13 protein-coding genes are annotated in these 15433 nt (G+C 55.8%); all 13 read right to left on the bottom strand.

Translation table 11 applies throughout. The annotated features are described in order from the left end of the window. Nucleotide 1: 1 nt before the first annotated feature. The 13 genes from ACS1BR_RS08065 to ACS1BR_RS08005 all read right to left on the bottom strand — a co-directional run bounded on the left by ACS1BR_RS08065 (nucleotide 2) and on the right by ACS1BR_RS08005 (nucleotide 15423). Complete coding sequence (locus tag ACS1BR_RS08065; RefSeq protein WP_463561445.1) at nucleotides 2-2836, bottom strand: DEAD/DEAH box helicase; 2835 nt, start codon at nucleotides 2834-2836, stop codon at nucleotides 2-4. Between the two features lie 62 nt (nucleotides 2837-2898). Next, nucleotides 2899-3771, bottom strand: a complete 873-nt coding sequence (tatC, locus tag ACS1BR_RS08060; RefSeq protein ID WP_463561444.1) for a twin-arginine translocase subunit TatC — start codon at nucleotides 3769-3771, stop codon at nucleotides 2899-2901. A gap of 86 nt (nucleotides 3772-3857) precedes the next feature. Then, entirely contained in the window at nucleotides 3858-4106 is a 249-nt protein-coding gene (gene tatA / locus ACS1BR_RS08055; protein WP_463561443.1) for a Sec-independent protein translocase subunit TatA, read from the bottom strand. Further along, nucleotides 4099-4467 (bottom strand): hypothetical protein, encoded by a 369-nt coding sequence (locus ACS1BR_RS08050; RefSeq protein ID WP_463561442.1) that lies wholly within the window; start codon nucleotides 4465-4467, stop codon nucleotides 4099-4101. The genes tatA and ACS1BR_RS08050 overlap by 8 nt, the downstream gene beginning before the upstream one ends. Before the next feature lie 74 nt (nucleotides 4468-4541). Beyond that, the gene (locus tag ACS1BR_RS08045) at nucleotides 4542-6494 is read right to left on the bottom strand and encodes a helix-turn-helix transcriptional regulator (protein ID WP_463561441.1); all 1953 of its coding nucleotides are present in this window, start codon (nucleotides 6492-6494) and stop codon (nucleotides 4542-4544) included. 51 nt (nucleotides 6495-6545) lie between these two features. Next, on the bottom strand, nucleotides 6546-6944 hold the full coding sequence (locus tag ACS1BR_RS08040) for an FKBP-type peptidyl-prolyl cis-trans isomerase (protein WP_463561440.1): 399 nt from the start codon (nucleotides 6942-6944) through the stop codon (nucleotides 6546-6548). Between the two features lie 27 nt (nucleotides 6945-6971). Continuing rightward, a complete protein-coding gene (locus ACS1BR_RS08035; RefSeq protein ID WP_463561439.1) occupies nucleotides 6972-8024 on the bottom strand; it encodes an FKBP-type peptidyl-prolyl cis-trans isomerase in 1053 nt (350 codons plus the stop codon). A gap of 86 nt (nucleotides 8025-8110) precedes the next feature. Then, entirely contained in the window at nucleotides 8111-9541 is a 1431-nt protein-coding gene (pafA, locus tag ACS1BR_RS08030) for a Pup--protein ligase (RefSeq protein ID WP_463561438.1), read from the bottom strand. A 23-nt stretch (nucleotides 9542-9564) separates the two neighbouring features. Further along, nucleotides 9565-9765, bottom strand: a complete 201-nt coding sequence (locus ACS1BR_RS08025; protein WP_463561437.1) for a ubiquitin-like protein Pup — start codon at nucleotides 9763-9765, stop codon at nucleotides 9565-9567. Nucleotides 9766-9775: 10 nt separating this feature from the next. Further along, nucleotides 9776-11368: a depupylase/deamidase Dop gene (gene dop / locus ACS1BR_RS08020; protein WP_463561436.1), complete on the bottom strand. Its 1593-nt coding sequence runs from the start codon at nucleotides 11366-11368 to the stop codon at nucleotides 9776-9778. Further along, nucleotides 11368-13077, bottom strand: coding sequence for a proteasome ATPase (gene arc, locus ACS1BR_RS08015; RefSeq protein ID WP_463561435.1), 1710 nt, complete (start codon nucleotides 13075-13077; stop codon nucleotides 11368-11370). Before arc ends, dop begins: the two co-directional genes overlap by 1 nt. 64 nt (nucleotides 13078-13141) lie before the next feature. Further along, nucleotides 13142-14164 carry a tRNA (adenine-N1)-methyltransferase gene (locus ACS1BR_RS08010; RefSeq protein WP_463561434.1) on the bottom strand — a complete coding sequence of 341 codons (1023 nt, stop codon included), beginning with the start codon at nucleotides 14162-14164 and terminating at the stop codon, nucleotides 13142-13144. A gap of 116 nt (nucleotides 14165-14280) precedes the next feature. Then, nucleotides 14281-15423: a zinc metalloprotease gene (locus ACS1BR_RS08005; RefSeq protein WP_463561433.1), complete on the bottom strand. Its 1143-nt coding sequence runs from the start codon at nucleotides 15421-15423 to the stop codon at nucleotides 14281-14283. Nucleotides 15424-15433 lie beyond the last annotated feature (10 nt).

Below are 15433 nucleotides of genomic sequence, written 5' to 3'. Positions count from 1 at the left end.
GCTATATCTTCTCCTCTATCTGTGTTGCTACCACACCGCGGCGCAACAGATTGATGGCTGCCTCGCACTGGGTCCGCAGCTGAGGATCTACCCCACCTAAATGTGCAATCTGATCCAGTGTATCGATGACCTGCTTGATCCAGCGAACAAAATCACCGGCCGCCAGGTCAGTTCCCTCTAATACCCGGGTCAGCGACTCTCCTCTGGCCCACCTGTAGGTGGGCCAGACCATCCCAAAATCCGGGGACGGTGTGCGGGGCAAATAATGTTTTTCCTCGGCAGCGTTAAGACGCTCCCAGGAATGAAGAAGAACCCCCGCGGCTTTCTCAATTGAAGAACGCGGGTATCGGGTGAGCAGACCAGCCTCATCGCGTTTAGCCTCAAAAACCAGGGCGGACATCACGGATGCTGTAGCCGCAGGATCAAGCCCGTCCACCAGCCCCTTCTCCAGACAGATAGCTGTTAAAAGGTCTTTCTCGCCGTAGACCCCGCGAAGATTTCCGCCGCGAGCAGTGAGCACGGTTTTTCCTTCTCCGTTGACCTCCAGGTATCCGTAGTCGGTCAGTAGGTCACAGATTCTGTCAAACACCTGCGCAATAGTGGTGGTACGGTGGCCAATCTTACGGCGTAACCCCTCGGTTTCCCGCTCAAGTATCCACCACCGCTGTCCCCAGCGTGCATGATTTTCGCGCTCCGAACACCCGTGGCAGGGGTGGTTTTTGAGCCGGTTTCTCAGCTGCTCAATCTCATGTGCGTGCTTATTCTCCCGGTGATCAAAAACAAAAGCACGCGTTTCCTGACGGGGCGAAACCCCGTCATGGATTGCCTGCCTCATGCGTGCCGCCATATCGCGGCGCTGTTTGGGCGTTTTCCCCGTAAAATTTTTGGGGACCCTGGCACGAGATATCGGCTCAAGCGCACCGGCAAGGTCACCCGAGTCGAGATGCCTCAGCTGTGCCTGCTCCGTGATAATCGCCGGCCGCGGATTAAACTCCCGATCGGAACGACCGATCACCACCGCGTACCCTCTGTACCTCCCGTACGGAATATCAACGATATCTCCCGGTAGCAACCGGTGAATTGACGCCGCAGCCTGCGAAAGCTCAAACTTTTGACGGTCTTTTTCTGCCTTCTTCTCAAGGTCTTTGAGTTGCCGTTGTATCGCCGCGTACTCGGTAAAATCGCCCAGGTGGCAGCGCATAGACTCCGCGTAGCCCTCGAGTGCTCTTTCATTTTTCCGTACCCGTTGGGCAAGGCCCACCACCGACCTATCCGCCTGAAACTGGGCAAATGATGACTCAAGAATCTTCGTGGTTCTTTCCCGACCAAACTGTGCCACCAGGTTGGCACTCATGTTGTAGGTGGGACGAAAAGAGGAATTGAGAGGGTAGGTCCGTTTAGAGGCGAGAGCGGCAACCTGTTCCGGCTGCAGGCCCGGCTTCCAGAGAACTACCGCATAGCCCTCAAGATCTATACCGCGGCGGCCGGCCCTCCCCGTAAGCTGCGTGTACTCTCCCGGAGTAATATCGCGGTGGGTTTCGCCATTGAACTTGGTGAGTTTCTCCAACACCACAGACCGCGCCGGCATATTAATTCCCAGAGCCAGGGTCTCGGTGGCAAAGACCACCTTGATAAGACCCTCCGCAAAAAGTGCCTCAACCACCTCTTTAAAAACCGGCAACAGTCCCGCATGGTGAGCGGCAATACCGCGCTCAAGCCCCTCACGCCACTCATAAAAACCCAGAACATTGAGGTCTTTCACCTCAAGAGACGCGGTAGCTTCGGATACATAGGCGCGGATGGTCTGCGCCTCGGTTCCCGTTGTGAGTCGAAGATCGGCGTCAATGCACTGCCTGACCGCAGCATCGCAACCGGCGCGCGAGAAAACAAAACAGATCGAGGGCAGTAGCCCCGCACGGTCAAGGGCCAGCACCGTTGCGGCCCGCGATACACGATTCCCCGGTCTCTGCCCGCGAAAATTTTTATCTCCGCTCTTCGGCTGTCTGCGTTGCCGCAATCCGTTCCTACCCCCGCGGGATCTCTCCCGTGCCCGAGGCGGTCGATCCCTGTCAGTCACACGCAGCAGTTCGCGGTTGATCTCCGGCACCCTCGATTCTTTGGACTCACGTAACTCGGCAGCTTCCTCAACCGTGGTATCACTCATAAAAAGGTCACATAACCGGTTCCCCACCATAACCTGCTGCCCCAGAGGAACCGGGCGGTGTTCCGAGACCACCACGTCCGTAGCCCCCCGCACGGTATCGAGCCAGGCACCAAACTCTTCAGCATTAGAGATGGTGGCAGAAAGTGAAATAAGGCTAATGTGCTCGGGAAGATGGATAATAACCTCTTCCCAAACCGCCCCTCGAAAACGATCAGCAAGGTAATGGACCTCGTCCATCACCACATACCCCAGATTATCCAGCGTCGCAGAGTCAGCGTACAGCATGTTACGCAACACCTCGGTGGTCATCACCACAACCGGTGCCTCGGAATTGAGCGAAGTGTCACCGGTGAGCAGACCCACGCTTTCAGCACCGTAAACCTCTACCAGGTCGCGGTACTTCTGGTTGCTGAGAGCTTTAATGGGTGTGGTATAAAAGGCCTTTTTCTGCTGGGCTAACGCCAGATAAATGGCGAACTCCCCCACCAGCGTTTTACCGGCACCCGTCGGAGCCGCCACAAGAACGGCACGCTGCGCTTCCACAGATTCGCAGGCCTGCCGCTGAAAATCATCTATGGGAAAATCGAGGGTTCGTTCAAAATCAGCTAGCCGGGTATTCTGCTGCAGCGAACGGATTTTTGCTGCCCGATACTGGTCTGCGAAGTTTGGCATAGCCCCATACTAAGGGTAGCCGGTGCCGTCTCCTGCGGTGCTCATCTCTCAGCGTAGTTGAGCTAGCTTGATCTTACGTTATCTTCCACATACCCCAGTTGGTCAAGCTCTTCGGCACTGGTACTCCGGTTGATTTCCCGATCGGTAAGGCCTGCAGCTAGCTTAGCCATGCGCTTCTCTTTACGCTTGTCGTGGATAAGGCAAATAGCAATCGCCACAAAAAAGAAGATCAGAAGCGGTGCCGCCAGGTAGAACATGGTCATCACATCGGTACCGGGGGCGGTCATGGCCGCGATAACCGCCACAAAAACAACCACCCAGCGCCAGGCTTTCAGAATAGTCTTACCGGGCAGAACGCCCATAAAATTCAGCCCCACCAGAACTACCGGGATCACAAAGGCTAGAGCAAAGGAGACCATAAATTTCACCACAAATGAAATATAGACCTCAGCAGAAATAATATTCGAGGTACCTGTAGGGTTGAAGGCGGTCAGCGCATAAACCACCGCGGGCAAACAAATCCAGGCGGTAACCAGGCCAAAGAAAAACATGGGTACGGCGCTGAAGATAAACCCCAGTGCATAGCGGCGTTCCTTTTTATACAGGGCCGGAGTAATAAAAGCCCACAGCTGGTATAGCCACACCGGTGAAGAAATGGTCAACCCGATGTATAGTGAAACCGACACCAAGATGCTAAACGAAGAATCAACGGTGGAGTAGTTAAGAATCGCCTCACGCCCCTCCCGAGCATTAAGCTGATCCAGCGGCTGCTTGATCACCTCGATAAACGGCTTATAGAGGAAAAATCCGCCCACAGCGGCAATTACCGTTGCAACCGCAGATTTTATGACACGATTTTTGAGCTCCCGCACGTGCTCTTTCAGCGCCATATTGGCCTGAGGGTTATTTTTCCGGCTGTTCGCCTTGGCCATCATCTCTCAACCTTCACCCGGGTAGCCGATACTGCCCCCTGAGCACATTCAATACAATAAATGCTCGCAAGGAGCGGTTCAGCAACACACTATTTAGCTTCGTTTGAAGAGTCCGAGCTCTTATTGTCAACAACCTCGCCGGTCACTACATCGTCCGTAGATGCCGTGTTCGTGCTCTTTTTCTTGTCATCTTTCATGCCGTCAACCTCAGACTTGAAGATGCGCATCGACTGCCCCAGGCTACGGGCCATCGCGGGGAGCTTGGGAGCACCAAAAAGAAGAATAATAATCAGCAGAAGAACCAGCAGCATAACCGGATTATCAAATAATCTACCCATGAGTTGCACCTTTCCGTGCCTTGTATTTCAGATCCCCCACGCGCTGGGGCTGTCCCAGGGAATCTCTCTTTTGTATTCTACGCGAGATTCTCTCTTGTAAACGTTTTTCTTTGCCTCGTTCGTAGTCGGCGTAGGCTCGCGATACGGGAACAAATATTCCGGGATCGGGAGTGTCCCTCATGATCTGTGCCTGCGCCACCATCGCGGCATCCCAAGAATCGGCAAAACTGTTGTTAAGCACCAGAAACTGGTCGTAAGCCCGAGCACCCTTGCGGATCAGATGATAGATATGCCAAGCAAGCCAGGCGACCGACAGCACAACTATCGCGCCCCACAAGACAATCCAGAACCACCAAGGCATAGAGTCAAGTATATAAGTTTTCCCGCTCTTCAAAGCTGTAGACCAGCACACTATATACTGAGAAATTTGTCAATTTAGGCAGCGCTCTTCTGCAAATCGCTATACCGCTGTTCTATCTCACCACGCAACCAGGCAGGTTCTACAAGCTCCACCTCTCCCCCGTACCGAGCCACGATCTCCACCACCCAGTCACCGTGAGCAACCGGTAACCGATAGTAGACGTCCTCACCAGCACGTGCACTCTCGAGTGCCAAAGACGAAATATAGTGATCATCCCCTGTGGTACGAGCCAAACGAACCACAGCATTTTCCTGTACCTGACGTGCCCAGTCCTGAGGCAGAAGAGGTTTCCCCCTACTTCCCTCATCACCGACCATCGCCCCCAGCACCCCACCGGAAGAAGAATCACCGGATGGCGGTGTTCGGCTTTCGGGAACACTGTTTAGCTCATCGAGCAGCTCGATCCTGTCTACCCTAAAATTCCTCGTCTGCTGCCTCATACAACAGAAAGCACGCACATAGACCGTACCCAGGTCGGTAAAAACCTCAAGCGGGACAATGGTGCGCTCAGTTTCGCCGTTCCTTCCCCGATAACGAATACGCAAAGCCACCCGATCTTCAACCGCCTCACGAACAAACGCCGTCACAGAACCTTCCTCCGAATAGACCTTTACCCGCTGCACAATATCCCCGTCTCCGGAAGCGAGCACACCCAGGGTGAAGATAGCATCGTCAAGCGCAGCTGTCTGCGAACTTCCCTCGTACAGCACGGTCAGGGTCACAAAGAGCAAAAAAATCTCGAGCCTACTCAGCTGCACCGCCTGTTGAAGACGTGCGCCGGTACGCACGTGCACGCCGTCATCATCCTCATAAAACCCGTAGTTGGATTCGCCCAGGGCGAGGTTGAGAAAATTAAGCTGATCCCGCATAGCACTCGCACCCATACCAAAGTACTGTGCTAATTCTTTGATCGATATCCCTGAATATAGCTGCGCGTAGTGGGCGATGGACAGCAATTTAAGCGTGGTATCTTCTGCGCTGAGCCGACGCCTCTGCTGTATACCGGTTGTCCACTTCAGATCAGCGGGTACAACCGCGCGACCGCTATGGACCAGGCAGAGACGGTTGAGCCGATCGAGATAGAGATCCCGAGCCCGTTGCTGATAGTCCGCTCCTTGGCTATCATCCTCGTGGCTAACGGCAAGAACCCGGCCGGTATAAACCAGAGCATCGGCAACCGTCTCCTCGAGAGAATAAGATTTGACCCTGCTCCTGCGCCCGCGCGAGTCTTCAACGAGTACTCTAGCCGGCTGTGATCGCGAGATATCTGCCAGAGCCCGGTCCATATCTATAACTTGCTGCCGGTACGTATGGGTATCACCCAGTTTAATATTCCTCATACGGTCAAGCCGATAGGCTTTGACCGGTGCACCGGCAGCTGAGCTGTCCTGCCCAAATACATACCAGCGGCCAAACCTTCGGCCCAGACCCAGCACCTGCACGAGGCGCGCGGTATCGCTACCGGTCTTATCCGTGCGGTAGCCAAAAGACAGGGCTCGGTTCTCCACCAGAGCTCGGGCAGTGGGAAGTAGGCCCGCGGGCTCAACAAGGCTGGTAGAGAAAACGGTTCCGACCTCGGCAGCCTGCTGCGGAACCAGCCAGCCAAGTTTAGTGAGGGCACGGTGTAGTATCTTAGAGATACCGCCGCTGTTCCAGGCACGGGCCGCCATCAGAAGGGTCACAACACCCCGCTCCGACCGCGGTAGTACAGCAAATTGTTGCCGGTTGACAGCCACAGCCCGGTAACGGTAATCATCACCGTCTGTGTTTTCCGTAGCTTCTTCAAGCAGACCAACCTCGCGAAGTACCGCCTTATCACGCTCAAATTTTCGGGCGAAAGATGCCTCAATAGCGGTATCGCGGTAGTCGGGGATCAGCTGTTTAAGCTGACCTCGAGTCAATCCCCGTGTACTCTCCGACAGCAGATTAAAGAGCATGAGATAACGCTCAACAGTTTGCCTACTCATACATATAAAATAACCCCCGAAGCAGTTTTCGGGGGTTATTTGCCGTCCACTTTACCTGCGGACTTCTAGCAGGTCGACCACAAAAATCAGTGACTCGTTGGGGCCGATTGCCGCTCCGGCACCGCGCTCACCGTAGGCAAGATCGGCAGGGATTTCAAGACGGCGGCGACCACCGACTTTCATGCCCAGAAGCCCCTGATCCCAACCACGGATCACCTGCCCCACACCCACCCGGAAGGTCAAGGGTTCATTACGGTTCCAGGAAGCATCAAATTCTTCACCCGTGGAGAAGGCAACACCCACATAGTGGCAGGATACGTAGTCGCCGGCCACGACCTCCGCTCCGACACCTTCTATGTCATCGATGATACGTAGCTGCTGGGGAGGCCCAGATTCGGGAAAATCGATCTCGGGTTTGGTGCGGTCCAGCCTGCGCTGTCCAAAAGACATGTGTAACTCCTTAGTAAAAACGGAATTTTATTCTGATCCTGTATCGGTTTCGGCACCGCTACTAGAACCCGTGCTCTCGCCGGTGGGCTCAGTACTTGCCGTATCTGTGGCCTCCGAGCTGGCTGATGCGTTACCCGCCCCGGCAGCGGCATCAATAATATCGACGACAAAAACCAGGGAACCGGCGGGTGCTCCCTCCTGCTCGGGGGTCTCGCCGTAGGCAAGGTCCGCGGGGATGATCAGGAGCACGCGGGAACCAACGGTCTTACCGACAAGTCCCTGCTTCCATCCCTCGATGGTCTGCTGGCTCAGTGCAAATGTGGCTGCGTATCTATTGTTCCCGTAGTTGCCGTCTATAGGCTCCCCGCTATTCCAGTTCACTCCCTGGTAACGGACATAGACGGTGTCTGTTTCTTCTATTGTTTTACCATCGCCGGTAATCAGGTCCTGGGAAACCAGCTCGGTGGGCGAGTCTCCTCTGTCCTCGGCCAGGCTCAGGTTTGCGGTGCCGTCTTCAGGCGAGAGGCTGAAGGACTCTACCGCCGGATTAATCTCGTCCTGGGGGATCTGGGTGCCGGAGACCGTCTTGGGTAGCTTCTTCTGCACCGTATAGATTTCGACGTTGGTGGGGGTCCCCTGCGACGCTTGCACCGGGCTAGAGGTTGCAGATGTCTGGGTGAGATTGGTGGCGTAGGAGAAGGACATGCCCACCTTGTTGCTGGTCAGAATCTCGTAGATCTCGGGGGCACTGTTTTTAAGGTTCTCGGTAATGGGGACAACTATATCCGGGGTATCTGCCGTGTAGGTTGACCCTTGCGAGCTACCGTCCGTACCGCTGAAAATAGACGCAGAGAGCATAACTTCATCGCCCTCAGCGATATCAGCCCCCGTGCCCTCCTCGATAAGGTGGGTCTGGGTACCGTCAGCGGTGAACGGTGTTTCGAAGGCTACCGAGGGTTCAGCAGTGGCGTCGTTGAGAGCATATTCAACATCGCCGAGCGACGATGTTCCTGATACGCATGCCGAAAGCAGGAGGGCGCATACTGCCCCCGATACGGCTAGGGATATTTTCTTAGACACGTAGGGATACTCTTTTCTCTCACGGGTGCGAGGATATAACTCGCTGTCATACTAGCGGGGGAAACTGTGTTTTGTGTGTGAAATCCTTATATGAAAGGTGGCGTCCAGGGTTCGGCACTGGGCGAGCGCATAGTGTTGAGTAGCATCTGCACCTCATCGCTGTGGCTGGCGAAGGGGTCCTGGCATACCAGGTTGAACTGTGGCTTATTGTTGAGGCGCAGGTGTACCCAGTCTACAGTGAATTGTTCGCCCGCTGATCTGGCGGCGGAAATAAATTGGCCTCTTATCCGTGCCCTGGTGTTTGGTGGGGTCATGGTTGCTCGTTCGATGTCGGCCGGGTCTAGTAGGTTCTTGACTCGGCCTGCCTGTGAGAGGACGTTGAAGATTCCTCGGTCCGGGTCGATGTCGTGGTAGGCGAGGTCGAGTTGTTGGATTCGGGGGTGGTCGTATCCGATGGAGTCCCGTGCTCTGTAGGTGTCGAGTAGTTTCTTTTTGATGGCCCAGTCGATTTCGGTATCGATTGTTGAGTGGTCTCCGGTTTCTACCGCGGTGAGAGTTCTTTCCCAGAGGTCGAGGATGTAGGGGGTGTCGCGGTGGCTCTCTTCCTGTTCGCTGTAGGTTCGGGCGGATTCCAGGTAGTGTCTTTGTAGTTCTAGGGCGTTTTTGTGGCTGCCGTCTGCTAGCGTGAATCGCTGTTGTCCGCTGAGGTCGTGTGAAACTATTCTCAGTGCGGTGGCCGTGTCTTTTATTTCAAAATTTTTAAGGGGGTAGTGGTCCTCGAGCATTCTTAGTACGAGGTCTGTGGCGCCTACTTTGAGCAGTGTGGTTGTTTGCGACATGTTGGAGTCGCCGTTAATGACGTGCAGGCGACGGTATCGTGTGGGGTCGGCGTGGGGTTCGTCGCGGGTGTTGATGAGGGGGCGGGATCGGGTTGTTGCGGTTGATGAGCCCTCCCAGATGTGGTCTGCTCTCTGGGAGAAGGAGAAGCTGGGTTCGCCGGGGTTGCCGACGGGGGCTGTTCCCCACTGTTGGGGGCCTTGTGGGTGGGTTTTGCCCGCTCCCACCGCTATTTGGCGGGTGATGAGGAAGGGGACCAGTGAGCGTGCCAGCTTCGCGAATTCTACTTTTCGGGAGATCATGTAGTTTTCGTGGGATCCGAAAGAGTTCCCGGCTGAGTCCACGTTATTTTTGAAGAGGTAGAGGCGGCCTTTGTGATTGGTTTCTTCAAGGTGGTCTTGGGCTTGGTTGAGGAGGTCGGCAAAAAGTAGCTCGCCGGCTTTGTCTTGGGCGATGAGGTCTCTGAGTGTGGCTGATTCCGCGGTGGCGTATTCGGGGTGGGATCCTACGTCAAGGTAGAGGCGGGAGCCGTTGGGGAGGAATACGTTGGTGGAACGCCAAGAATCTACAACGGGTTTAAAGAGTATCCGGGCGGCTTCCTCCGGCCCTATGGGGCCTAGCGTTGTGGGTTGGTAGCTGATACCGTATTCGGTTTCTATTCCGTAGATTCTTTGTTTCATGATGTTTTCTGCCGATACGGCTGTTATTCTCCGCCTTTTTGGACGAAACCTTTGACAAAGTCTTCGGCGTTTTCTTCGAGGAGGCCGTCGATTTCTGCGAGGAGGTTATCTGTTTCTGAGACAAGCTCTTGGTCGACCGGAGCGGTGCGCTGTTGGATGTGCACCTCTGCCTGTTCTTCCGGTGTCTGGGTCCTGTTGTGGGTTTGGGCGTGTTTGCGTTCCACGGTTTTCTCCTTATATTTCTTTTGCTGTGAGACGGTCGATCAGTGTGCCTGCGTGGTCGAGCTGAAGCAGATGTTCGATATCTTTTCTGGTGTATTGTTCGGGTTCGGGGAGGGTAAGCCGGTGGAGGTCGGTGGCCAACGGGTTTCTGGTGACGATGGTGTCCCAGTTGATGCTGACGATTTCTTCGGGCCAGGTGCTGATCATTTTTCCGCGGAGGTAGGCGCGTGTGTCGTCCGGGGGGTTGTCAGCGGCGTGGCGGATTTGTTGGTGGGTGAAGAGTGTTTTCATCCTGCCCAGTTGTACCAGTTTAAAGTAGAGACCTTTATGCGGTCTGATATCTGCGTACTGGAGGTCGATGGCGGCAAGCTTGGGATTGTCCCAGGCGAGGCCCCGGTCAACATATTGGCTGAGGAGGCTGTACTTGGCCACCCAGTCGAGGCGGTTTGCAAGGCTAAACAGGTCGTTTGCTAGCAGATGGAGAGTTTCTTCCCAAAGGTCAAGAATATAACGGGTTTTGGGGTCGGGGTTGGTCTCGTGGGCACGGGCTGCAGCCAGGTAGGTCTGTTGGATTTCCAGGGCTGTGGAGCTTTGTCCCGTTGAAAGTCGCAGCGGGGCACCGAGGCTGAGATCGTGGCTTACGGTATGCATGGCTTCGACGGGGTCGCTCAGGCTTATATTGGGGGCCTTGTCCGCCTCGATGAGATTGAGCACCAGTGCCATGGTGCCAAATTTAAGGAGGTTCGAGGTGTGTGCGAGGTTGGCATCGCCGCTAATCACGTGCAGGCGACGGTACGCCGTATGGTTGGCATGGGGTTCGTCGCGGGTATTGACGAGGGGGCGGCGGATCGTGGTTTCCAGCCCCACCTCCCGTTCAAAGAAATCTGCGCGCTGGGAAATCTGAAATCCCGGTATTTCACTCTGTGTTCCGATTCCGACTCTGCCGGCCCCAACCATAATCTGCCGGGTAGCGAAAAAGGGAAGTAGGGCCGCTATCACGTTCTCAAAAGGAGTGTCGCGGGGCAGCAGGTAATTCTCGTGGGAGCCGTAAGACTGTCCTTTAGAGTCCGAGTTATTTTTGTAGAGGTTGATACGGGGTAGCCCGTGGTCTGCTGCGTGGGCCTCGATAGCCGCAACGGTTTGGGCGGCAATGTGATCTCCGGCAGCGTCCCAGAGGACCGCGTCAAACGGGTCGGTGACCTCGGGGCTAGAGTATTCCGGGTGGGCGTGATCAACATAGAGCCGGGCGCCGTTGGGCAGAATTGAGTTCATGGTTGCGGTGTCCCAGTCAAGGCGCTCAGCGTACATCCCTGATTCGTGAAGCGCCTCGGCCGCAATCTCTTCGCTGGTCAGTACCGGAGCCTGATGGGTGAGCTGGGAGGGGTGCGCCCGCTGCGGATCCATGTCCGTACCGCGGCTATCTGCAAGCGGGTTCTCCGAGCTGTATTCCCAGCGAGAGCTGGACTGTGCGCGAAGCTCCCGGTGAAACAGGGTGTTATAGGTGTTGACCACATGGGCAGAGAGAATGGTGGGATGAGTGGTGGGGTCCTCGGGGGCAAAGACACCGTATTCGGTCTCAGCTCCCATCACGCGGTGAACAGACACTAGCGAGCACTCCTCACTGTTGGTTCGGGTAAGAGAGGAGAAACCTTGGCGGGGGAAACCGAGATAACTTTTTGGCGAATGCTACGGCCCGTAAGCACATCCTCGATCTCTGCCGGTTGCGGGGTCTCCACCTGGTCTTCAAATTCGGCGCGGACAGCCTCAACAACATGCGCTGTCCGCACACCCCGGCTACCGGTGGTGAGCTGATCTTTGATAGCAAGTTTTTTTGCGGTATCAACAATGTTACGGATGACCGCGCCGGAAAGAAATTCACCGCGTTTAAGCCAGACGAAAGAGCCGTCGGCCAGCCCCACCCGCACGTACCTATTGCTCTGGCTATCGGCAAAAAGATTGTCCAGGGCGGTCTCGATAAGCGCAAAGCCTGCGTCCTTGGCACTGCCGTGCCGGCTGACTTCTTCCGGTGCCAGGGGAAGATCCTCATTCAAATAGAGCCTAAAAATTTCGCGGGCACCCTGCTCGTCGGGCCTGTTAATACGAATTTTGATATCGAGTCGCCCCGGCCGTAGCACTGCGGGATCGATCATGTCTTCTCGATTGGTGGCCCCAATAACAATCACATTATCCAGTGACTCTACACCATCTATTTCTGAGAGGAGCTGGGGGACAATGGTCGTTTCGACATCTGAACTTCTACCTGTCCCGCGGGTACGAAAAAGGGATTCCATTTCATCGAAGAAAACCACCACGGGGTTCCCCTCTTCAGCTTTTTCTCTGGCGGCGGTGAAGATATCACGAATTTGGCGTTCGGTTTCACCCACATATTTGTCGAGTAGCTCGGGGCCCTTGATATTGAGGAAGTATCCGGTGCGCTTACTCCCCGGGTGGAGTGCTTCCACACGGGATGCAAGTGAGTTGGCTACAGCCTTGGCGATAAGTGTTTTACCGTTTCCCGGAGGACCGTAGAGCAGGATACCCTTGGGCGGGGTTAGCCGGTATTCGCGGAAGGTCTCCGGGTGTAAGAAGGGTAATTCAACGGCGTCGTGGATCTGCTCGATCTGCGAGGAAAGACCACCGATATGCTCGTAGGTGATGTTGGGTACTTCTTCAAGAACCAGTTCTTGTGCGTCGGTATGCGGTACCCGATCCAAGATCATATTAAGTCGCGGATCGTAGGTGACGGTATCCCCCAGCGCCAGTTCCCGGGCGGTGATTGCACCGGATATCCGTGCCACTGTCTTTGCCTGGTTGGGCATATCGACAACTACCCGTTGGTTATCGAGTATCTCGCGCACGGTGACAACCTCGCCCAGCGACTCGAACCCCAGGGAGGCTACGGCCTGAGATTGGTCGTTGAGTAGCACGGTCATACCCGGTGCCAACTCGGTGTAGTTCAGCAGCGGAGAGCAGCTGATGCGCACCCGCCTGCCCGAGAGCAGAACGTCAAGATACTGCTCGGCCTCTGCGGGGGTTTTGCCCTCGGCGAGGTCCCGGTAACTCATGGTCCCGGTGCCGATTTCAAGAACCTGGGCAGAGTTCAGTGGCGGGGTTACCTCTTGGGAGAGAGCAAGACGTAGGCGCTCGATTTCTACCTTGGTCTTCTGTAGGGCCAGCACGAGCTTTTGATTTTTATCCGATGCGGCCCGTAGCTGCCGATCAAGGTTTCTGCGATTGTCATTAGCTATGTTGAGCTGACGGAGGATTCTCTCGTAATCTCTGGGGGAAACAGCTTCTTCTTTTGATTCACTCATTCTTGAAATTTTTTCTCTGGCTTTTCTACTGCCTGTCTAAGAGCTCTGCGGGAAGGTGACGAGGCTAGCGGGATTGTGCCCGTGCTGTCTCGGTGGAGGTGGCTGATTTTCGCGCAAGCTCTTGGGCGTCGCGGGCAGCCCGGCGCAGTTTGCGGTCTGACACGTTTCTCTCCCCCAGGGAAAGCGGGGTCCAGGCGTTGAGGTCTTCGTCGCTAAAGTCGGTTTTTGAGGCCCTTCTCTTGGGCGCAAGGCGCGGTGCACCGTCTGCGAGCCTGCGGGAAGTGATCAGGAAGCCGGTGTGGGCGACCATCCGGTGATCTGGGCGGACCGCTAGCCCCTCAACATGCCATCCTCGAACCATGGTCTCGTGGGATTCCGGTTCGGTGAAACGGCCGTCAGCACGTAGAGCTTCGGCGAGACGGGAAAGCTGGGTTACGGTAGCAACATAGCAGATCACCACCCCTCCTGGCGCCAGGGCGAGAGCGACAGCATCAAGACATTCCCAGGGGGCTAACATGTCGAGCACCGCGCGGTCTACGCTGGCCGGTTTTTCGACCTCCCCCAGCGTCTGCGCAAGGTCTCCCAGAGTGATGGACCAGGCAGGGTGGGGGCCACCAAACATGGTTTCAACATTTCCCCGGGCGATATCGGCAAATTCTTGGCGACGCTCAAAGGACCGCAGGTGACCGGTATCTCCCACAGCCCGCAGCAGTGCGATAGAGAGTGCACCCGAGCCCACACCCGCCTCAATCACCCGGGCACCGGGAAAAATATCGGCCATGGTGATAATCTGTCCGGCATCTTTGGGATAGACCACCGCGGCCCCGCGCGGCATGGAAAGCACAAAATCTTTGTAGAGCGGGCGTAAGGTTTGGATTTTGATTCCCGCGGAGTTCTCAATAACGGTGCCTTCCGGGGAGCCGATGAGGGTATCGTGCCTAAAATACCCCTTATGGGAGTGGTATTCGCCGCCTTCTGCCAGGGTAATGGTGGTGATCTTTCCGCTCTCGTCGGTCAGCTGCACCCGCTCGCCCGGGCGAAAGGGGCCGCGCCTATTGACGCTGCCGGTGGGCATATCCTGTGTCATCGGCTGGGGAATCTCCTTGAAAAGGTTGACGTTGTCTTAGGTTTATTGTCTCAAAAATACTGCCGGCTTGCCCACAGGGTGAGCCTAGGCTCACCTTATAATGGCTTGAACCTGAACTAATTGTTCTGCTCCGCCGCCAGTGCCCGGTCTATCGCCCGGTGGGTAATAATTCCGCGGTAGTTCTCTGCCTCCCCCACCACCCAGGCTATGGGAGTGTACCCGGTCCGCATAGCCTGCGGTAACTGCTGATAGCGGTAGCCGTTGAAGTAGTCCATGAGGTCTATCCGCAGCAGATGAACCGGTAGCTCGGTGGGGGCTAGCGGATACAGGTAGCGGGAAAGCGGGGTGCTGTCGGGCTCGTGGTCCTGAAGGTACCGAAGAGTCTCGCGGGAGACCCAGCCCAGAGCTTTACCGTCTCTGGTGAGGACAACCGGCGTGGCTGCTGCCGGCAACTCGGCGTTCCAATACTGCCTGTACTCTGCCAGGGTCGCGGTCTCATCGAGAAAAACCGCCGGTGACATTAGATTGGCAGCGGCAAGGGGATCCCCACCGCTTCTCTGGTTTTTGAGCGCTTTAATCACCGGGTAGGAGGCGGCAAAAATGTAATAGCACATCAGAAAGATAGCGGCCAGCCCGGTAACAGTCAGGCGTCCGGCATAGTAGAAAGCTGCGATGAGCATAAGGGGAATAAGGCTCAGCCCCACGAAGGCTGTCACGAGAGCACCGAAAAAACGGCGCTTACTGACCACCGTAACAACCGCTTCGAGGCTGTGGCCACCATCCAGCGGGTAAGAGGGCAGCATATTGAAAATAGAGATAAGAAGATTTGCCCCGGCCGCAAGCCGGACACCGAACTGCGCCGGTGAATCGTCAAACATCCCCGCAACAAAACCTAGACCGACCGCATAGAGCGCATTAGCAACCGGGCCCGCCAAGGATACCAGTAGAGAGGTCACCGGTGTTCCGGGGCTGAGCTTGGTGAGTCCTCCCCACAGTGTCATCGAAATATATTCGACGCTGAGGCCCCGGGCAATACCGCACACAGCGTGGGCTACTTCGTGGATAAAAACACCCAGGGCAATGAGGAAGGCAACCGTGGTGGAGACGGTGAAGGCTGATACGTAGGTAACCCCCGGGAGCCGCCCCAAATAGATACCGTAGCCACCGATAATGACCGCCATGAGCACAAACCAGGAGGGCTGAAGATAGATGGGTACCGAACCAAGTTTCACAACGCGGACACCGGGCCTCTGTGTCATATTCACCTCA

Source organism: Rothia sp. 18CD1-1 (genome assembly GCF_055285355.1).
This window is presented reverse-complemented; position numbering and strand designations above follow the sequence as displayed.